The organism is Clostridium budayi, from assembly GCF_055396605.1.
Map to the genome: position 1 here is coordinate 1702996 of NZ_AP042456.1, position 20895 is coordinate 1723890.

Consider the following 20895-nt stretch of genomic DNA (forward strand, 5'->3'; position numbering starts at 1 on the left):
ATTTTTATTACCTCCTTTTTGTAATTGCAATTCCATCTCCCATAGGAATTACAGATGTAATTAAATTTTCATCATTAGATACCATATCTAAATATGTTCTCATTCTTTTTACTATTGTTATTTTTCTTCTTTTTACTAAGTCGTCAGATGGAACCATTCCTCTAAATAATACATTATCTGCTATAATAATTCCATCTTGTTTTAGAAGTCTTAAACAATGTGGAAGGAAATGATTATAATGACCTTTTCCTGCATCCATGAAAATAAGATCGAACTCTTCATCTAAATTTTCTAACATTTCAAGACAATCTCCTTCTTTTATTGTTATTTTATCTTCTAGATTAAACTTTTTTAAATTTTCTTTTGCAAGTTTAATCATTTCTTGACTTCTTTCTATAGTTACAATATCAGGATTAGTCTTTGCTGCATTATACATAAGTATTGATGAGTATCCTATTGCAGTACCAAGTTCTAATATTTTTAAAGGTCTTTTCATACTAACCATAAATTCTAAAAACTTTCCTGCTTCTTTTTGAACTATAGGCACACCATTTTCTTTAGCAAAGTCTTCAAGTTCTTTAAGAACACCTTTATTTTCTCCAATTAGGCCTCTTAAATATTCTTCCATGTAATCATAAGTGATTCCGCTCATATATTCCTCCAAAAGCTTATTTATTATATCCGTACTTTTCTCTTAATTTATTAAATTCTTCTCCACTTGCTGTAAAATCGTGTTTGTCTGTATTTGGAACTAATAAATAAAATAAATAATCTGTTTTTTCTGGTTTTATAGCTGCAATTAATGATGGCTTACCTGGGCTACAAATTGGTCCTATTGGTAATCCCTTGTGCTTATAAGTATTATAAGGAGAATCTACCTTTAAATCTTTTAATGAAACTACATCAACATGTTTTCCTAATGCATATATAACTGTCGCATCAATTTGAAGTGGCATCCCCTTTTGTAATCTGTTATCTATTACAGAAGATATAATAGGTCTATCTTCATCTATTCTAGCTTCTTTTTCTATTACTGAAGCTTTTGTAACTACTTCATAAATTTTATCTTCTGGAATTTTAACTCCAGTTTCTTTTTCTACTTCTTTCATTACAACTTCAAATTGATTTAGCATAGTTTTTATAACTTCATCAGGTGTTACACCTTCTTTGAAGTTATAAGTGTCTGGGAATAAAAATCCTTCAAGTGGATTTCTTACTTTATCATTTTTCTTTATAAAACTTGGAAGCTTATAGTCTTTTGTAGCATTTATAAAAGCTTCTTTAGTAAATAGTCCGCTCTTTTCTAAAACGTCTCCAATTTGAGATACATTATATCCTTCTGGTATAACAACCTTTATAGAATTTTCTTTTTCTAACGTTTTTATTAAATTATTAAGGTCTGTATCGCTATTTACTTTATATGTACCTTCTGAAATTTTTGGTGTTATATTATTTATCTTTAAATACATCTTTATAAAGAATTCATTTTTTATAACATTTTGTGTCTTTAGTTCATTAAGTAGGGAATAAAATCCTTCTCCTTCTTTTACATTAATAGTTATTGTCTCATCATCACTTTTTATTGGGTGATTTACAGTTTTATTGTACATAAAGAATGTACCACCAATTATAACAATTAATACCACTATTAAAATTACCCAAAAATTTTTTGCTCTACCCATAAAATCCTCCTTATATAAAAGTAAATAGCCAAAATCAATGGCTATTTACTTTTATTATAATGCTTTTGTTCCTTTTTATAAAGATAAACTCTAAAGCAAATTATTTTTTACTTCTGCTTGCTCTTCTTCTTCTTTCAGCACTATCTAGTATAGTTTTTCTCATTCTTATATTTTGTGGAGTAACTTCTACTAATTCATCGCTATTTATGAATTCTAAAGCTTTTTCTAAAGTCATCTTTATTGGTGGTACTAATTTAACTGCTTCATCAGCTCCTGATGATCTAGTGTTAGTAAGTTTTTTACCCTTACATACATTTATATCTATATCTTCAGCTCTTCCGCAAACACCAACTATCATACCTTGATATACAGGTACACCAGCATCTATGAATAATGATCCTCTTTCTTGAGCATTGAATAATCCGTATGCAATAGCATCTCCTTGTTCAAATGATACTATTGATCCTCTACTTCTTCCTGGAATTTCACCCTTAAATGGTTCATATCCGTGGAATACGTGGTTCATTATACCATTACCCTTTGTATCAGTCATGAATTCATTTCTAAATCCAATAAGTCCTCTAGCTGGTATAACGAATTCTAATCTTGTATATCCGTTAACTGCTGAAGTCATATTAACCATTTCACCTTTTCTAGGTCCTAGTTTTTCCATAACTGGTCCCATGAATTCTTCTGGTACATCTATAGTTAAGTATTCCATTGGTTCTAACTTTTTACCGTCTTCTTCTTTAAAGATAACGCTAGCTTTTGAAACTTGAAGTTCGTATCCTTCTCTTCTCATTGTTTCTATTAATACAGAAAGGTGTAATTCTCCTCTACCTGATACTTCGAAACAATCTGGAGTTATTTCTCTAACTCTTAAACTTACGTTAGTTTCAAGTTCTTTCATTAATCTATCTCTTAAATGTCTTGAAGTTATAAAGTCTCCTTCTTGACCTGCAAATGGTGAATCATTTACCATGAAGTTCATGCTAAGTGTTGGTTCATCAATTTCAACAAATGGTAGTGCTTCTGGATTTTGTGCATCCGCTATTGTTTCACCAATGTTTGCATCTGCTACACCACTTAAAGCTACTATATCACCGATTGAAGCTGATTCTACTTCTTCTCTCTTTAATCCATTATATCCAAATAATGAAGTTATTTTGTAGTTTGAAGTGCTTCCATCTTTTCTTACTAAAACAACTGGTTGGTTCTTTTTAACTGTTCCTCTGTGTATCTTACCAATTGCTATTCTTCCAACGAATGCATTTGAATCAAGTGTTGTAACTAACATTTGAAGTGGTCCATCTGCATATCCTTCTGGACATGGTACATTCTTTATTATTGTTTCAAATAAAGGTTTCATACCAGTGTTTGTATCTTCTACATCATATCTTGCAAATCCATCTCTTGCTGAAGCATAGATTATTGGGAAATCTAATTGTTCATCTGTAGCACCTAGTTCTAAGAATAGTTCAAATACTTCATCTATTACAGCTTCCGGTCTTGCATCTGGTTTGTCGATCTTATTTATTACAACGATTGGGTTTAATCCTAATTCTAAAGCTTTTTTAAGAACGAATTTAGTTTGTGGCATAGGTCCTTCGTATGAGTCAACAACTAATAATACTGAATCAACCATTTTAAGTACACGTTCAACTTCTCCACCAAAGTCAGCATGTCCCGGAGTATCTACTATATTAATTTTAACTCCATCATAGTGCACTGCAGTATTCTTTGAAAGAATTGTAATTCCTCTTTCTTTTTCTAAATCATTTGAGTCCATTACTCTTTCTTGTACTTTTTCATTTGTTCTAAAAGTATGGCTATCTTTTAATAGTGCATCAACTAAAGTTGTTTTACCATGGTCAACGTGCGCTATAATAGCTATATTTCTAATATCTTCTCTTTTAATTAGCTCCATTTTTTTCCTCCATTTTTAGCTTTACTTTTGTATAAATTTTCTATGTAAACCTATAATATTTTACTTCAAAAAGAAAATTGGATACATTTGTACCCAATTCTCACACTATTTTATATTCTAATCTTTATATATTAAAAAGTCAATACAAATGATTTGTAATTAAATCATTTATTTTTATATTTCCATAATTATTGGAAGAATCATAGGTTTTCTCTTAGTCTTTTCATATAAGAAGTTTCTAAGTTCATCTCTGATTCTGCTCTTTATTGTTGCCCAATCAGTAATCTTTGATCTTTCACATTCACTTAAAACTGTCTTTACTATATCTCTAGCTTCATCCATTAATCCTTCTGATTCTCTAACATATACAAAGCCTCTTGAAATGATATCCGGTCCTGCAATAACTGATGCACTTTCTCTATCTAAAGTAACAACAACAGTTAATATACCATCTTGAGATAAATGCTTTCTATCTCTTAATACTATATGACCAACATCCCCAACTCCTAAACCATCAACAAGAACTTGACCTGAAGTAACTGATCCATTTTTCTTAATTGAATTACGAGTTATTTCGATTAAGTCTCCTGTTTCAGGTAATACATAGTTTCTAGGATTTAATCCAACACTTACAGCTAATTCAGCATGTTGTTTTAAATGTCTATACTCACCATGTACTGGTATAAAGAATTTTGGTCTAACTATTGTTTGCATAAGTTTTAATTCTTCTTGACAAGCATGCCCAGAAACGTGAACAATTTCATCAGAACCATATATTACTTCTGCACCTTTTTTAAATAGTTGATTTATAACCTTTGATACTAATTTTTCATTACCTGGTATTGGAGTTGCTGAAATAATAACAGTATCCCCTTCAACTATTGTAATCTTTCTATGTTCTGAAGCTGCCATTCTAGCAAGGGCTGACATTGGTTCCCCTTGGCTACCCGTAGTTATAATAACAACCTCTTCATTTTTATACTTTGCTACAGCATCGATTGTAATTAAAGTATCTTTTTGTAATTTTAAATATCCAAGATCTATTGCTACTTGGACTATATTTTCCATACTTCTACCAGATACCGCTACTTTCTTATCATACATTTCTGCTGCAGTTATTATTTGTTGAATTCTATGAATATTTGATGCAAAAGTAGCTACAAGTATTCTTCCTTTTGCTTTTCCAAATAATTTCTTTAAGTTTTCACCAACTACACTTTCTGACTTTGTATAACCTGGTTTTTCTACATTAGTAGAGTCTGCCATCATTACAAGAACACCTTTTCTTCCAAGTTCTGCAAATCTTGCAAAATCAGTTCTCATACCATCTATTGGAGTATGATCAATTTTAAAGTCTCCTGTGTGAAGTACTACTCCAAGTGGAGTGTGTATTGCAATAGCTACTGAATCAGCTATTGAGTGATTTGTTTTAACAAATTCAACGGTTACATTTTGTAATTTAATTTTATCTTTAGGTTTAACTCTGAATAGTTTTGTAGTAGCTAATAAACCGTGTTCTCTAAGCTTTGATTCTACAATTCCTAAAGTTAATTTTGTTCCATATACAGGTACATCTAATTGTTTTAAAACATATGGTAATGCACCAATATGGTCCTCATGTCCGTGAGTTAAAAATATTCCTCTTATCTTTTCTTTATTTTTTTCTAAATAAGATATATCCGGTATAACGATATCTATTCCATACATATCAACGTCTGGAAACTTTAAACCACAGTCTATTATTACAATATCATCTTTATATTCAACGACTGTAAGATTTTTACCGATTTCATCTATTCCACCTAAAGGAATAATTTTAACCTTAGCTCTTTCATTCTTCATAATTCCCCTCCTTATTAAAAGTATATATAAACAAAGGATGTCATCTCTTAAGTAAGAGGTTTCCTTTAATTATTCTTCGTTTTTCTTCATGCACTCATCACATAACCCAAAAAACTTTACGCTGTGATCGTGTATTTTAAATTTATATTTTGTTTCTATTCTGTGTTCAAGTTCTTCTAGTAGATCTTCTTCTACTTCTATAACCTTGTTACATTGATCGCATATTAAATGGTGATGTCTATGTTCCTCATCTTTGTGAATAATTTCATATCTACTACATCCGTCGCTTAAATCCAATCTTGATAATAATTTTACTTCCTCAAGTAGTAAAACAGTTCTATATACTGTAGCTAAACCAATTTCAGGACAATCTTTTTTGACCTCATCATATATTTCTTCTGCAGTCATATGTTTTCCTTCATTTTTTATTATAGTATCTACAATAGCCCTTCTTTGAGGAGTTAATTTATATCCTTTTTTCTTTAAATCTTCTTTAAGTTCTTGCATATCCACTGAAACTATGTGATCCACTTACAACACCTCTTTCTATAAGTTATTCTTCTTGCATTAGAAGATTGTATGCTTCTTCTACCATTGCAAATTCTGCTTCATCTTCTATATTAATTAAATTATCATTTCCATCTTCGTCTTTAACTACCTTAAGAACGATTGCTTCTTCTGATTCTTCCTCAGCTGGAGTTAAAACAACGTATTCACTATTTAAATCATCTATTTTAAAGAAGCTTAAAACCTCGTAAGATGCTTCATTTCCTTCCTCATCTAATAAATCAATGTATTGTATATCCTTTTCCATTTCTAAATCTCTCCTTTTTTTCTATTTTAATTATTTTACTAAAGTGTTGTCAATAATTATTTTCAATTAATAATTTATATACTATTTGAAATTCTGTCTAAATATCCTTGTAATATATAAGTTGCTGCAACTTTATCTACTATCTTTTTTCTCTTTCCTCTTGAAAGATCTGCTTCAAGCATAGCTCTATGAGCTGCAACAGTTGTAAGTCTTTCATCCCAAAAAATTATTTCTAACTTAATCTCTTCTTCTAAAAGTTTACTAAACTCTTGGATTTTTTCTCCTGCAAAACCGATTGATCCATCCATATTTTTAGGTAAACCAACAACGATTTTCTCTACTGAATATTCATCACATATTTTTTTAACGTCTAAGACATCTTGAGCTTTTTTAGTCCTTCTTATTGTAGTGATTCCTTGAGCTGTAAAACCTAAAGGATCTGAAATAGCTACTCCTATTGTCTTTTGTCCAACGTCTAATCCTAATATTCTCATTTCGTCTCCTCTTAAAACAAAAAGTGCCCTTCAACAGGGCACTTTTTTTATTTTATCTCTAAATAAGATTTTATAACTTCTTCAAGAATTTCATCTCTTTCAAGTTTTCTTACTAAAGCTCTTGCTCCGTTGTAATTTGTGATGTAAGTAGGGTCTCCTGATATTAGGTAACCAACAAGCTGATTAATAGGATTATACCCCTTCTCTTGAAGTGAATTATAAACCTCAGTTAAAATTGCTTTTGTTAGCACTTCTTTATTCTTTGACAAATCAAATTGCATTGTATGTTCTAAATTGTTACTCATCCTTCTGCTGCTAATTAGCAGCTCACCCCCTTACCATTTTATTTAAGGAAATTTATTTATACTAATATATCTTATACAGTAATAGTATTCTCCATATATTTTATTTTGTATACAAATCTTATAAATTAATTATACATTAAAAAATTTTAAAAGTACACTATTTTACCAAACTTTCAACAACTGAATAAGTTTTCTCTACTGCTTCATTTACTTTTTCAGGTAGTTTACCACCAGCTTGTGCCATGTCTGGTCTTCCACCACCACCACCGCCAACAACTTGAGCGACTTCTTTAATTATTTTACCACAATGAATTCCAGAAGATACAGCATCTTTTGTTGCCATTGCTACTAAATTAACTTTATCATTAGTTTTGCTTATTAAGACTACTACTGATTTATCTGCTTTATTTCTGATCTTATCTCCTAAATCTCTTAAAGCATTTCCATCAACATCTTCAAGTGCATATGCTATTACATTAATTCCATTAATTTCTTTAGCTGAGTTTAATATATCATCTTCTGCACCACTTGTAAGTTTAGCCTTTAATTCAGAAATTTCTTTTTCTTTTTCTTTAATTTCTGATGCTTGTGAAGAGATTTTATTTAATATATCTTTTTCATTACATTTTAATGAAGCACATGCTTTCTTTAATGTATTTTGTTTATCTTCAACATATTTAATAGCTGTAAATCCTGTTACTGCTTCCATTCTTCTAATACCAGCTGCAACACCTGATTCTCCGATTATTTTAAATAATCCAATTTGTCCTGAATTTTTAACGTGTGTACCACCACATAATTCTTTTGAGTAGTCAGCTACTTCAACAACTCTAACCTTATCACCATATTTATCATCGAATAATGCCATAGCACCTTTTGCTTTAGCTTCTTCTAATGTCATAAGGTTTGTTTCAACATTAAATGTTTCCATTATTTTTTCATTTACTAAATCTTCAGTTTTTTGAATCTCTTCCTCTGTTAAACCTTGGAAGTGAGTAAAGTCAAATCTTAATCTTTCATCATCTACATATGATCCAGCTTGATTTACGTGTTCTCCTACAACTTCTTTTAAAGCTTCGTGTAACATGTGAGTTGCTGTATGGTTTTTACAAATATTATTTCTTCTCTTTGTATCAAGTTTTAATTCTACTTCTTCTCCTACTTTAGCTACTCCACTATTTACTTTTACATAATGAATAGTTTTTCCAGCTACATTTTTCTTTGTATCATATACATAAGCTTCAAAGCTATGACCTTTTATTATACCTTTATCTCCAACTTGACCACCCATTTCAGCATAGAATGGTGTTGTATCAGTTACAATATATCCTTTTTGACCTTCTTTTAATTCTTCTAAAACTGATTCATCTGAAGCTAAGAATACTATTTTACCAATACATTCTGTTTTATCATATCCAACGAATTCAACTTCTAAATCTTTATCTACTAAATTTATTGGTGATTCTTCACTTCCCATGTAAGTGAATTCTCCTCTAGCACTTCTAGCTCTTTCTCTTTGAGCTTGCATTTCTTTATCGAAAGCTTCTCTGTCAATTGTCATGTTCTTTTCTTCTAATATTTCTTCAGTTAATTCATATGGGAATCCATAAGTGTCATAAAGCTTGAATGCTCTTTCTCCACTTAATACAGTTTTGTTTTCTTTATTTAAATCTTCAATGTATCCTAAAAGTATTCCCATTCCTGAATCTATAGTTTCATTGAATCTTTCTTCTTCTAATGTAACTATTTTTTCAATATAATCTTTTTTAGCTATTAACTCTTCATATTCTCCACCATAGTTTTCAACTACTGAATCTACGATATCTTTTAAGAATAATCCTTTTATCCCAAGAACTCTACCATGTCTTGCAGCTCTTCTTAAAAGTCTTCTAAGTACATATCCTCTACCTTCGTTACTTGGTTGAACACCATCTGATATCATCATAGTAACTGATTTAACGTGGTCTGTTATTATTCTAAGTGATATATCTTTTGTAGCATCTTCTCCATATTTAACACCTGAAAGTTCTGATACTTTACCTAATATATTTTTAACAGTATCTATTTCAAATATGTTATCAACACCTTGCATTAATGTAGCAAGTCTTTCAAGACCCATTCCTGTATCTATGTTAGGATTTTGAAGTCTTTCATAATTTCCTTTTCCATCTCCATCAAATTGAGTAAATACTAAATTCCAGAATTCTATTATTCTATCTTCATCACTAGCTTTTACAAATTCTTCAGCAGTTTTAACTGGTTCTACATCTACTCCTCTTTCAAAGTGAATTTCAGTACATGGACCACATGGACCTGCACCATGTTCCCAGAAGTTATCTTCTTTTCCAAGTCTGAATATTCTGCTTGTATCTATATCAGTTTTGTTTTTCCATATTTCAAATGCTTCATCATCGTCTAAGTATATTGTTACATATAACTTATCCTTTGGCATTTTTAATACTTCTGTTATGAATTCCCATGCCCAAGGAATTACTTCTTCTTTAAAATAATCTCCAAATGAGAAGTTTCCAAGCATTTCAAAGAATGTACCATGTCTTGATGTCTTACCTACATTTTCAATATCACCAGTTCTTATACATTTTTGACATGTAGTTATTCTTTTCTTTGGTGGTTCTTGTAAACCTGTAAAATATGGCTTAAGTGGTGCCATACCTGCATTAATTAATAGTAAACTCTTATCATTTTTTGGTACTAAAGAAAAACTCTTTAATCTTAAATGTTCTTTTCCTTCAAAAAAATTTAAATAAGCTTCTCTTAGCTCATTAGTTCCCATGTACTTCATTTCTTTACCTCCAATTTTATACAATAAAAGCCCTTCATCCCTAAATATACAAGGGACGAAAGGCTAGCTCTTCCGCGGTACCACCCTAATTATGTAAATTAAATTACATCACTCTAAATGGTTATAGCTCATAGGTAGCTTCAATAAAATCAATTTAGAAGTTTTCACCAGCCACTTCCTCTCTGAAAAATCAATATATATTTACTCATCCTAATCATAGCTACATATTAAATTTTATAAGCAAATTATATTTTATATACTTAAATATGTCAATATTTTTAGAATAAATAATAATTTAAATCATCATAAATAACTTTAATTATTACTCCAAGTGGCACTGCCATTATCATTCCAAAGACTCCAAACATTCTTTCTCCTATAAGTAAAAGTATTATTATTACTAACGGATGTATATTTGTACTATCTGCTGTAACCTTTGGTGCTAATATATTCCCCTCAATTTGCTGAATTATAAGTATACCAACAAATACCCAAATAGCTTTAGTCGGCGAGTCTATAAAGCCAACTATAACAGCTGGAATTCCTCCAAAAAATGCTCCAAAGTATGGAACAATATTAAATATTGCATTTATTATAGATAATAATATTGCAAACCTTAAATCTATTCCAATAAATAGTATTAAGCACATAACGCCAGTTGCAATAGATAGTAAAATTTGACTTACAATATATCTTTCAAGTAAAAGATTTATATCTTCTATTATTCTCTTTGTTACTATTCTTTTCTCTTTTGGAATTAAAAGATACATTTTATTTGATATTTTTTCTCCATCTGAAAGAAAGTAATATGATATTATTGGAATTATGGCTATTGCTATTAAATTATTTGCAAACTCTATAATCCAATTTATTGAATTTCTTGAAAGTTCCATAATATATCCCCAAAACTTAACTTCAATATCATCATATATAGTTGATGCAATTGGGGATTTATCTAAAAATTTCATACTATTTTTAAAATCTTTAATATAATTTGAAAATTCTTCTATTATATATACTGAATTACCCATCTCTCTAACTAACTTTGGAATTAAAATAATAAATATTAGTGCTATTATTATACATATAGATAACATTACTATTAGTGTTGCTTTTCTTCTTGTTATTTTAAATTTTCTAATTATGCTATCCCTTAAAGGTTTTAAAACGTAAGCTAATATTGCTGATATTAAAATGAGATTTATTATTTCTCTAAATATACTTGAGTTTAAGTACGCTATAAATAAAATAATAAAAATCAATGCTATAATAAGTTTTATAATTAATTCTCTAGTTAAAATTTTTAATTTCATAATCTTTCAACCTTTCCAGGCATTGCTTTTAAAGTAACTTTCTGACTGCCTAAGTAAAGAATATATTCCTCCGCTAAAATACATTCACTTATTAATAAAATCTCCTTACCTTTAAGCATTCTCTCTATAAGACCTGTGCTTACTACTAATCCTTTTATAGAAAAGCTTTCTTCGTCAATTATAATATCTTCTAAAACACCTATTATTACTCCATATTTATCTTTAATATCAATTCCTTTTAAGCTTTTAAATTCAACCCCTGTTTCATCAAGGCTTTTGCTTACTATAATAACTTTATCTATAGCTATTATATCTTTAACATCTATATAATTTTTCTTAGAAAACAAAGAATAATTTGATATCTTAAGTCCAATCACCTTACCTTCAAAGAAATTTATAAATAAATCTTCAACTATACCAAGCTTCTTTCCTAGGGAATTGTATACGCCTTTCATATAAAAATCTTTACTTCTGATCATATAGCTCCTCCTAAATTCAATATACATAGTTTACCCATAAATACCACTTTTAAACTAATTTAATGTAGTTTTTTATTTTAAAATAAAAAAGCCTAATAAATAGTTAAAATTAACTATTTATTAGGCTTTATATTCTAGGCTAAACCTTCTATTATTCCGCCGCCTACAACAATCTCACCATCATAAAATACTACTGATTGACCTTTTGTTATAGCTCTTTGTTTTTCATTAAAGCTTACCTTTACTTTTCCACCTGGAAGTGGTTTAATTACTGCATCGGCTGGCTTTGCTGCATATCTAACCTTTGCTTGAACTTTCATTTCACCTTTTAATTCATCAAAAGGTATGAAATTTACATCTTTTGCAACTAAATCAGTTCTAAATATATTATCTTCAGAACCTATAACAACTTCATTAGTTTTCGGTCTAATATCTATTACAAAAACAGGCTTTCCAAGAGCTAATCCAAGCCCTTTTCTTTGACCTATAGTGTAATATACTATTCCTTTGTGCTGTCCTAATACATTCCCTTTAGCATCTACAAAGTTACCAGGTTTAACATCATCTGGTCTTGCTTCTTTTATGTATCTACCATGATCATTATCTGGAATAAAGCATATTTCTTCACTATCTTTTTTATTGTGAACAGCTAATCCAATCTCTTTTGCTATTTCTCTTATTTTATCTTTTGTATACTCTCCACAAGGCATTAAAGTGTGAGCTAGTTGATCCTGAGTGAAGTTATAAAGAGCATATGTTTGGTCTTTTCTATCGTCATCTGATCTAATTAAAAGATATCTTCCATCTCTTTCTTCAATCTTTGCATAGTGACCGGTTGCCACATACTCTGCACCAATTCCTCTAGCTTTTCTTAAAAGTTCATCAAATTTTAAATGTTTATTACAAGCTATACAAGGATTTGGAGTTTTTCCATCAATATATTCTTGAACGAAATATTTTATTACATTCTTTTTAAAAGAATCTCTAAAATTCATTACGTAAAAAGGAATATCTAATTTTTCACAAACTCTTCTTGCATCATCAACAGCTGAAAGTGAACAACATCCACCTTCTCTTTCTTCATATTCCTTATCTTCTTGCCAAATTTGCATTGTAACGCCAATTACGTCATATCCTTGTTTTTTTAAAAGGTAAGCAGCGACGGAGCTATCAACTCCGCCGCTCATACCTACAACAACCTTCTTCTTTTCCATAGAATTCTCCTATTCTTCTCCGTGAATGTGATCGTGTAAGTCATCTCCATGTTCTTCAAAATCCCAAGCTTCTAAACCTTCTTTTTTTCTATAATCGTTTATAGCTTTATGGATAGCTTCTTCTGCTAAAACTGAACAGTGCATTTTTACTGGTGGAAGCCCATCAAGTGCTTCAGCAACTGCTTTATTACTTAATTCCCAAGCTTCTTCAACAGTTTTTCCAATTATCATTTCTGTTGCCATTGATGATGAAGCAATAGCTGATCCACAACCAAATGTTTCAAATTTAGCATCTTTTACTATATTATCTTCTATTTTAAGGTATACTCTCATGATGTCTCCGCATTTAGCGTTACCAACTTCCCCTATACCATTTGCGTCTTCTATAACTCCTACATTTCTTGGATTTCTAAAATGATCCATAACCTTTTCTGTATATATCATAATTATCTTTCTCCTCTCTTAACAAAGTCAGTCCAAAGTGGTGACATTTTTCTAAGTCTTTCTATAATTGGTGGTACAACTTCTAATACGTAATCTACATCTTCTTCAGTTGATCCATCTCCTAATGTTAATCTTAATGATCCATGAGCTTTTTCATGTGGAAGTCCTATTGCTAGTAATACGTGAGATGGATCTAATGACCCTGATGTACAAGCACTACCACTTGAAGCACATACTCCTTCAAAATCTAATGAAAGAAGTATTGATTCTCCTTCGATAAATTCAAATGAAACATTAACGTTACCTGGAAGTCTCTTATCTCCTCTAGGTCCATTTAATCTTGTATAAGGAATTTTTAATAATCCTTCTATTAATCTATCTCTTAATACAACCATATTTTTAGCATGTTCTTCTAAGTTTTGTGAAGCAAGTTCTATTGCTTTTCCAAGACCAACTATACCTGCTATATTTTCTGTTCCTGCTCTTCTATTTCTTTCTTGACCACCACCGTGAATTAGGTTGTGTATTCTAATTCCTTTTCTTACGTAAAGTGCTCCGATTCCTTTTGGTCCATATATTTTGTGACCTGCAAGTGATAATAAGTCAATATTCATATCTTTAACATCGATTTTAACATTTCCAACTGCTTGAACAGCATCTGTATGGAATAATACTTTTCTTTCTCTACAAATCTTACCTATTTCTTTTACTGGTTCGATTGTTCCTATTTCATTGTTTGCAAACATTATTGATACTAATATTGTCTTATCTGTAATTGCATTTTTTAATTCTTCTAAATTAATAAAACCTTCTTCATCAACATCTAAGTATGTAACTTCAAATCCTTGTTTCTCAAGATATTGACAAGTGTGTAAAACTGCATGATGTTCAATTTTTGTTGTTATTATATGGTTTCCTTTATTTTTATAAGCTGATGCTATTCCTTTTATAGCCCAGTTATCAGCTTCTGATCCGCCACCTGTGAAATATATTTCATTTAAGTCAGCATTTAAAGCTTGTGCAACTTGACCTCTTGCTTTATCTACTGCCATCTTTGTTTCTCTTGATATCCCATAAAATGATGATGGGTTCCCGAATTTGTTTGTGAAATAAGGAAGCATTTCTTCTAATACTTCTGGTTTAACATATGTTGTTGCAGAATAATCCATGTATACTGATCTCATTTCTATTCACCTCTGTCTACTATATTAATCTCTTCATTTTTTCTTTTTATTGAGTAATAATCATTAACTATATCTTCAAGCGTTATACCTTCCATAACACTGTCAATACTATCTTTTATTTTCTGCCAAAGTATCCTAGTTGCGCAACAATCTACATTATTGCATTTAGCACCTTCTATACAATCTGCTATTTCAATAGGTCCTTCTAGTACATACATAATATCAGAAACTTTTATATCTTTAGGTTCCCTATTAAGTACATATCCTCCTTGAGCTCCTCTTATACTCTTTATAAGCTTTGCTTTTCTAAGGGGGCTAAAAAGTTGTTCTAAATAATATTCAGATATATTCTGTCTTTTTGAAATTGTTTTTATAGATACTGGAGCTTCTCCATAATTTATTGCTAAATCAACCATAGCCTTAACTCCATATCTACCCTTTGTAGATAGTTTCATTTTTTCACCCCTCCATAGTAGAGTAACTTACTACGATTTCTGTTTATATCTTACCAAACCACTCGGTTATTGTCAATAAAGTTATGTGAATAAATTTAAAATTATTAATTTTATTTTTTTATCTTATTCCAATAATCATAAATAGCTTTCTCAAACTTGTTATTTCCTTCAATATAATATTTTTTATTCTTTATATTATTTGGTAAATATTGTTGTTTTACATATGAGTTTTCAAAATCATGAGGATATTTATAAGTTGCTCCTCTTCCTAAGTTTTTAGCTCCAGCATAATGTGCATCTTTTAACGAATCTGGTATATCGTCGATTTTTAATGTATCTAAATCCATTAATGCACTATCAATTGCTTTATATGCACTATTTGACTTTGGACTTGTAGCTAATAGTACTGTAGCTTCTGCAAGAGGTATTCTAGCTTCTGGAAATCCAAGTTCTCTTGCAGAGTCAACCAGTGCTTTAACTATAGGTGCAGCTTGAGGATATGCAAGACCTATATCTTCACTTGCAATAACTTGAAGTCTTCTACATATGGATATTAAATCTCCAGCCTTTATAAGTCGTGCTAAATAATGAACTGAAGCATCAGGATCACTCCCCCTAATAGATTTTTGAAATGCACTTAAAATATCATAGTGACTATCTCCATTCATATCATAAGCTACAACTTTTGTTTGAGTACTATCTTTTGCAACTTCCATATCAATTATTATGTAACCTTCTTCATTTGGATTAGTTGAGTTTATTGAAACTTCAAGTCCATTTATAGCTTTTCTTACATCACCATTAGAAGCTTTTGCAAAGTAATCATATGCTTCATCAGTTATTGATAATTTTAAATTTTCATATTCACTTTCTTGAATTTCTTTTGCTCTTTTTAAGGCACATATAATATCTTCTTCATCTAAAGATTTAAATTCAAATATAGTTGATCTACTTAAAATGGCTTTAAATATATAATGATATGGATTTTCTGTAGTTGATGCAATTAATGTTATTCTTCCATCTTCTATATATTCTAAAAGAGATTGTTGTTGCTTTTTATTGAAATTTTGAATCTCATCTAAATATAAAACCACTCCATCTCTGCCCATAAAAGTATCAAGTTCACGGCCTATATCTTGTATATCCTTTAATGATGCTGTTGTTGCATTTAACTTATAAAACTTTTTATTTATTTTATTTGCTATTATATTTGCAACTGTTGTTTTTCCAACGCCTGGTGGTCCATAAAAAATCATATTATTTATAGCACCACTTTTTACTATTCTGTTTAATATTTTATTTTCACCTAATATATGTTTTTGACCAAAAACTTCATTTAAATTCTGTGGTCTAACTTTTTCAGCTAATGGTTTATACATTATAATTAACTCCTACTTTTTAAAAACTTAATCATTAGATAATTATACCACAATTAATAAAAAGCTACTTCTATAAATACGAAGTAGCTTAAATACTATTTTATATATTTACCTTTAAAATATCTTTTCTTATCTTCATCTGTAATTTTTCTGATTACTTTACATGGATTACCAAAGGCAATTACATTGCTTGGAATATCTTTAGTTACTACACTTCCTGAACCAATTATACTGTTTTCCCCTATTGTAACACCTGGATTAACTATTGTTCCTCCACCAATCCATACATTATCACAAATTTTTATTGGAAATGCATATTCATATCCTTTATTTCTAAGTTCTACATCAATAGGATGGCCTGCCGTGAATAAGCTTACATTAGGTCCAATTAAAACATCTTTCCCAATAAATACTTCTGCACAATCTAAAATTACAAGGTTATAATTTGCATAAGCCCATTCTCCAAAGTAAATATTATATCCATAATCACAACGAAATGGTGGCTCAATATAAAAATTTTTCGGCTTGTTTTTAAATAACTCTCTTAAAAGCTCATTTCTTTTTTCAATTTCTCTTGGAGGAAGATTATTAAATTCAAAAACAACATCTTTAGCATGCATTCTTTCTTCTTTAAGTTCATCCCCAAATGATAAATATAGATCACCATTTAGCATCTTTTCTTTTTCACTTCTCATAAAACGCTCCCTAACTTAATATAAAATTCATATCTTAATATGTCATTTCTATACCATAAAATAAATTTATATGAATAATATATAATCTTATGAATTTATTTACAAGGATTTTATGTGGCAAAAATAAATTTCTTAACTTTTAGGATATCTACTTTCATAATCTAATAAATTATAAACATTGTTAGAATTAATATCCCTATAAATATTATTAAGAATTTCATCATCAGTATGTTCTAGTACTTCATATGCAAAACCTAAATATAATAGTCCCAAAATAGGAAATCCTTTAAGTTTTACATCCCCTAAATATATAATCATTATTCCGCCACTTATTAATGAATATACTAATATTCTTTCTTTAGTGAACTTATCTTTTAAATACATTTTTATCCTTCTTGGAGTTGGAACTGTTACTGCTTTTATAAACATATTAACCTTAAATAAAAGTGATTTCGTACTATATATATTAAGATTTTCTCTTTTTATTCTGTAAATATTTACCAGGAAATATTATTGACATCTATGTTACTATTAAATTAAAAGGAGATGTTTATTATGGAAATATTAAATGATAAAAATTTAGTATATGAAAAAATTAAAGAAAATAAACTTACACTTTTATACTTTTCATCACCAACTTGTAGCGCTTGCATGGCTATTAAAGAAAAACTACTATTTGAACTAAAAAAATACCCTAAAATAAAAGCTTTTGAAATTCCACCTTTTAATAACGAGGAAATACTTGCACATTTTAATATATTTACATTTCCAGCAATACTTCTTTATATAGATGGTAAAGAATATATAAGAGAAGCTAGATATGTTAGTATTGAGAAATTAATAAATGATATAGATAGGTTGTACAATCTTTCTTTAAATTAAATAAACAGAAGATATATTTTAAATATAATATGAAATATGTGGAATAGATAGTATAATATAAACATTAATTCTATATCTTTTTATAATATAAATAAAATGTATTCAATAGAGTATTATGGTATAATTAAACATATAAGCTAAGTTATAATTATGTTAACGTATATAAGATAACTTAATTACAATAGATAATAAGTGTTATTAATTTAATTTTATGTTAAATATGAGGTAAAATATTAATGAATATATGTATTAATAATAAAAAGTTAAAATTTACATTAATAGTATTTATATTATTTAGGATATTAGTATTTATACTTAATAAAAAGTTCGATTTATATATAATGATTTTTGGAGTTAATCAATGGGTCATTAATTTATTAATAGATATTTTAATCATTATAATTGTTGATAGGTTGATTTTAAATTATAATACAAAAAAAATAATAAAATATATAGTAAATTTTTTAGCAGTAATATTTATACTGTTCATTTTATTTATAAACTTAATGGGAAATAGCTCTAAAAGTTATTTTTATTTTAAATCACCTAACAAGTCTCACACGTTAGTTGTAGAAGAAGATTCTTTTTTACTTGGTGGATGGAGTAACTTTTATGAAAGAAAAGGGCTGATATTTATAAAGGATTTGAAACAGCAAATAATTACCGATGATGGTTATAAACCTTTTTCTTATAATGATTATAAATTAAAATGGTTAGATAATAACTCTGTAGAAATAATTTATGGTTTTGGATCAGAAGATATACATAAAAAAGAAATTATAAAATTTGATTAGTTCTAAAAAATAAAATAAATAATCTTAATATACACCAATAAAAGTCCAGCAAATATTGCTGGACTTTGTTATTAAAACATACTATATAATATATTTTTTTAGTGTCTTAAGAATTTTTAAAAATTTACCATTTATAAATTATTTATCCTCTTTATTTACTACTCTACTTGTGTTAAAAGTCTTCTTAACACGTCTGACATTTTAACATCTGAGATTTCTTCATTTCCTATAACTATAATTCCTTTAATATCATTATCTGAAAGATCCCATTTATAAGTTACAAATCTTACTTTACTTTCATCTGGTAAATATTCTTCTATTTCCATGGCAGCTTCTTCTGAAACTGCTATATACTCATCAAAAAGAGTATCTTCATCTAATCCTTCTATATCAAATCCTTCTAATTCTTCTTTTAAAACTTCAATATTGATACTTAAGTTAAAAGCACAAACATCTTCCCTTTTTGTTCCTTTACTCATATCTTTTATTACTTTAAATGCTGTATTTTCTTCAATACAGTTTTTCATATCTGCTGTATCCATTATTTTATTTCCAAATACTATATACATAAATAAATCACTTCTTTCATTAAATATATCATCACTTTATCAAATCTTAATATAAATATCAACATATATATTTATAAGTTTAATATACTAAAATTCATAAAAAATAAAAAACCTAGTTAATTTTTATGACTAGGTTTTTATAATACTTGTTTTTGATTTTAAATTGGGATTGCTCTATGTCCAATTCCAATTACTATTTCATCTAAATGCAAAAGACCTATACTTAGGAAAATGCATACTGAAATATGTTCTCCTCTTCTTGCAATTCCAATCTTCCCACCAACATTTTGACCACTTGCTCTGTTTTGTACTTGCATAAGTGCATCTCTTGTTGCTCCAATTATTGCACCTTCATGTAAATGTTCTTCTCTTATAAGACCATTTCTCTTTGATGCAACTAATGAACGTTCTAAAATCTTATGTATAGAATCATTTATATTTCCACCAATGTTTACAGCCGTAACGGTAAACTCTGAATCTCTATACTTTTCTTTTAAAACTTCTTCTTCCTCCCTTGTTGATATAGCCATTTTTGTTGCAACTTTAGCAACTTCTACACTATTGTTTCGCATATTTTATTCTCCAATTCATAGTTGTATTTAAAAAATAATAGCAAAAGCAATATACTCCTCTATAAGATATATAACTTCTCTCTCTCCCTCAGTGTCTAAATCTATTATGTCTCCATAGATATATTCTATATATCTCATTAAAACTATACATAGTGATATTTTAAATAAAATTTTATCACTAAGCCCCTTACTATTAAAATGTCCTTTATCCCTAAGCATATTATAGATGTCTAATACTCCTTTAGAATATATTTCTTCATCTTTGACAAAGTTTGATGCAAGTCCAATTAGTGGATAGACATCATAATCTAAAAGATTAATATTATCTACTAAATAACATCTTATATTCAATGCTCTTTCTATTTTTTCGTCTATTTCTAAATTAGAATTTAATAAAGAGATATAAAAAGCACTCGGCTCTTTAAACTCTTTAAGATTTATCTCTTTAAACTTTAAATCTATATCCTTTATAATTTCTAAAATCTCATCAAATTCTCTACCCATAATCGTAAGATATACGTACATAATATAGTCATTCTTCTTAAAGAAATCATATGAATATTTATCTATATTTTCTTTAATATTTAACAATTCATTTAGTTTATCTTCAAGTTCTTTCCCCGAAAATCTTTTAGCTAATAAAAATGCTGCATATAAAGCTTCTTTACACTTGATAAAATCCCTCTCCATAAATACAGAGTATACATATTTAGTATTTTCAAAAACTTCCTTATAATCTTTTCTAAGATTCATTAAAATAGAAAATACTTTTAAAAATTCTCCTCTATATTCTGAATTAAATTTTGTATTTTTCCTAATAAATTTTCTTATAGCTTTCATGTTTTTTTCATCAAAGCCTTCTAGTGAACTACCTGTAATTAAAGATGCTAAACAGTTAATTTCTTTTCCATCCCATCTAAAATTCTTTCTAAAATCATTATTAACATCACTAAATATTCTTACTTTCTCTTTCAGCTCAATATCCATTTCATCATCCTCATAAAATTATTGTAAAATATATAATATACTTATATATTATTTCTATTAT

Annotated in this window: 23 protein-coding genes and 1 other annotated feature; of the genes, 2 read left to right on the forward strand and 21 right to left on the reverse strand. The window is 28.7% G+C overall.

Annotation, left to right across the window (positions count from 1 at the left end):
- Positions 1 to 7: 7 nt before the first annotated feature.
- From ACZ5TJ_RS08080 to ACZ5TJ_RS08165, 18 genes are all read right to left on the reverse strand, one after another.
- On the reverse strand, positions 8 to 652 hold the full coding sequence (locus ACZ5TJ_RS08080; protein ID WP_464198620.1) for an O-methyltransferase: 645 nt from the start codon (positions 650 to 652) through the stop codon (positions 8 to 10).
- A gap of 16 nt (positions 653 to 668) precedes the next feature.
- Positions 669 to 1682: an endolytic transglycosylase MltG gene (gene mltG / locus ACZ5TJ_RS08085; protein WP_464198622.1), complete on the reverse strand. Its 1014-nt coding sequence runs from the start codon at positions 1680 to 1682 to the stop codon at positions 669 to 671.
- 100 nt (positions 1683 to 1782) lie between these two features.
- Positions 1783 to 3609 (reverse strand): translational GTPase TypA, encoded by a 1827-nt coding sequence (typA, locus tag ACZ5TJ_RS08090; RefSeq protein ID WP_039315665.1) that lies wholly within the window; start codon positions 3607 to 3609, stop codon positions 1783 to 1785.
- A gap of 174 nt (positions 3610 to 3783) precedes the next feature.
- Positions 3784 to 5451, reverse strand: a complete 1668-nt coding sequence (locus ACZ5TJ_RS08095; protein ID WP_464198625.1) for a ribonuclease J — start codon at positions 5449 to 5451, stop codon at positions 3784 to 3786.
- Positions 5452 to 5520: 69 nt separating this feature from the next.
- Positions 5521 to 5982 (reverse strand): Fur family transcriptional regulator, encoded by a 462-nt coding sequence (locus ACZ5TJ_RS08100; protein WP_054199797.1) that lies wholly within the window; start codon positions 5980 to 5982, stop codon positions 5521 to 5523.
- A gap of 22 nt (positions 5983 to 6004) precedes the next feature.
- The gene (locus tag ACZ5TJ_RS08105; RefSeq protein WP_039315656.1) at positions 6005 to 6265 is read right to left on the reverse strand and encodes a DUF1292 domain-containing protein; all 261 of its coding nucleotides are present in this window, start codon (positions 6263 to 6265) and stop codon (positions 6005 to 6007) included.
- A 74-nt stretch (positions 6266 to 6339) separates the two neighbouring features.
- The gene (ruvX, locus tag ACZ5TJ_RS08110) at positions 6340 to 6759 is read right to left on the reverse strand and encodes a Holliday junction resolvase RuvX (protein ID WP_039315653.1); all 420 of its coding nucleotides are present in this window, start codon (positions 6757 to 6759) and stop codon (positions 6340 to 6342) included.
- 47 nt (positions 6760 to 6806) lie between these two features.
- Positions 6807 to 7064, reverse strand: coding sequence for an IreB family regulatory phosphoprotein (locus tag ACZ5TJ_RS08115; protein ID WP_039315650.1), 258 nt, complete (start codon positions 7062 to 7064; stop codon positions 6807 to 6809).
- A gap of 157 nt (positions 7065 to 7221) precedes the next feature.
- Complete coding sequence (gene alaS / locus ACZ5TJ_RS08120) at positions 7222 to 9867, reverse strand: alanine--tRNA ligase (RefSeq protein ID WP_464198631.1); 2646 nt, start codon at positions 9865 to 9867, stop codon at positions 7222 to 7224.
- A gap of 48 nt (positions 9868 to 9915) precedes the next feature.
- Positions 9916 to 10094: a binding site (T-box leader), on the reverse strand.
- Positions 10095 to 10145: 51 nt separating this feature from the next.
- Entirely contained in the window at positions 10146 to 11180 is a 1035-nt protein-coding gene (locus ACZ5TJ_RS08125; protein WP_464198633.1) for an AI-2E family transporter, read from the reverse strand.
- Positions 11177 to 11659, reverse strand: coding sequence for a PRC-barrel domain-containing protein (locus ACZ5TJ_RS08130; protein WP_464198635.1), 483 nt, complete (start codon positions 11657 to 11659; stop codon positions 11177 to 11179). Before ACZ5TJ_RS08130 ends, ACZ5TJ_RS08125 begins: the two co-directional genes overlap by 4 nt.
- A 134-nt stretch (positions 11660 to 11793) precedes the next feature.
- Positions 11794 to 12873 (reverse strand): tRNA 2-thiouridine(34) synthase MnmA, encoded by a 1080-nt coding sequence (gene mnmA, locus ACZ5TJ_RS08135; RefSeq protein WP_464198637.1) that lies wholly within the window; start codon positions 12871 to 12873, stop codon positions 11794 to 11796.
- 9 nt (positions 12874 to 12882) lie between these two features.
- Entirely contained in the window at positions 12883 to 13317 is a 435-nt protein-coding gene (nifU, locus tag ACZ5TJ_RS08140; RefSeq protein WP_464198638.1) for a Fe-S cluster assembly scaffold protein NifU, read from the reverse strand.
- Positions 13318 to 13319: 2 nt separating this feature from the next.
- Positions 13320 to 14501 (reverse strand): cysteine desulfurase NifS, encoded by a 1182-nt coding sequence (gene nifS, locus ACZ5TJ_RS08145; protein ID WP_464198640.1) that lies wholly within the window; start codon positions 14499 to 14501, stop codon positions 13320 to 13322.
- 2 nt (positions 14502 to 14503) lie between these two features.
- Positions 14504 to 14956 carry an RrF2 family transcriptional regulator gene (locus tag ACZ5TJ_RS08150; RefSeq protein WP_464198642.1) on the reverse strand — a complete coding sequence of 151 codons (453 nt, stop codon included), beginning with the start codon at positions 14954 to 14956 and terminating at the stop codon, positions 14504 to 14506.
- A 110-nt stretch (positions 14957 to 15066) separates the two neighbouring features.
- On the reverse strand, positions 15067 to 16335 hold the full coding sequence (locus ACZ5TJ_RS08155) for a replication-associated recombination protein A (RefSeq protein ID WP_464198644.1): 1269 nt from the start codon (positions 16333 to 16335) through the stop codon (positions 15067 to 15069).
- Between the two features lie 95 nt (positions 16336 to 16430).
- Positions 16431 to 17030, reverse strand: coding sequence for a sugar O-acetyltransferase (locus ACZ5TJ_RS08160; protein WP_464198646.1), 600 nt, complete (start codon positions 17028 to 17030; stop codon positions 16431 to 16433).
- A gap of 132 nt (positions 17031 to 17162) precedes the next feature.
- A complete protein-coding gene (locus ACZ5TJ_RS08165) occupies positions 17163 to 17459 on the reverse strand; it encodes a hypothetical protein (RefSeq protein WP_464198648.1) in 297 nt (98 codons plus the stop codon).
- Positions 17460 to 17585: 126 nt separating this feature from the next.
- Between ACZ5TJ_RS08165 and ACZ5TJ_RS08170 the strand changes: the two genes are divergently transcribed.
- Positions 17586 to 17912, forward strand: coding sequence for a thioredoxin family protein (locus ACZ5TJ_RS08170; RefSeq protein ID WP_464198650.1), 327 nt, complete (start codon positions 17586 to 17588; stop codon positions 17910 to 17912).
- Between the two features lie 236 nt (positions 17913 to 18148).
- Positions 18149 to 18706, forward strand: a complete 558-nt coding sequence (locus tag ACZ5TJ_RS08175) for a hypothetical protein (protein ID WP_464198652.1) — start codon at positions 18149 to 18151, stop codon at positions 18704 to 18706.
- Positions 18707 to 18864: 158 nt separating this feature from the next.
- Here the strand turns inward: ACZ5TJ_RS08175 and ACZ5TJ_RS08180 are convergent, their stop codons facing one another.
- From ACZ5TJ_RS08180 to ACZ5TJ_RS08190, 3 genes are all read right to left on the reverse strand, one after another.
- Positions 18865 to 19275 carry a hypothetical protein gene (locus ACZ5TJ_RS08180; protein ID WP_464198654.1) on the reverse strand — a complete coding sequence of 137 codons (411 nt, stop codon included), beginning with the start codon at positions 19273 to 19275 and terminating at the stop codon, positions 18865 to 18867.
- A gap of 158 nt (positions 19276 to 19433) precedes the next feature.
- Positions 19434 to 19847, reverse strand: coding sequence for a HutP family protein (locus ACZ5TJ_RS08185; protein WP_039315610.1), 414 nt, complete (start codon positions 19845 to 19847; stop codon positions 19434 to 19436).
- Between the two features lie 27 nt (positions 19848 to 19874).
- Complete coding sequence (locus ACZ5TJ_RS08190) at positions 19875 to 20834, reverse strand: DUF4003 family protein (RefSeq protein WP_464198657.1); 960 nt, start codon at positions 20832 to 20834, stop codon at positions 19875 to 19877.
- Positions 20835 to 20895 lie beyond the last annotated feature (61 nt).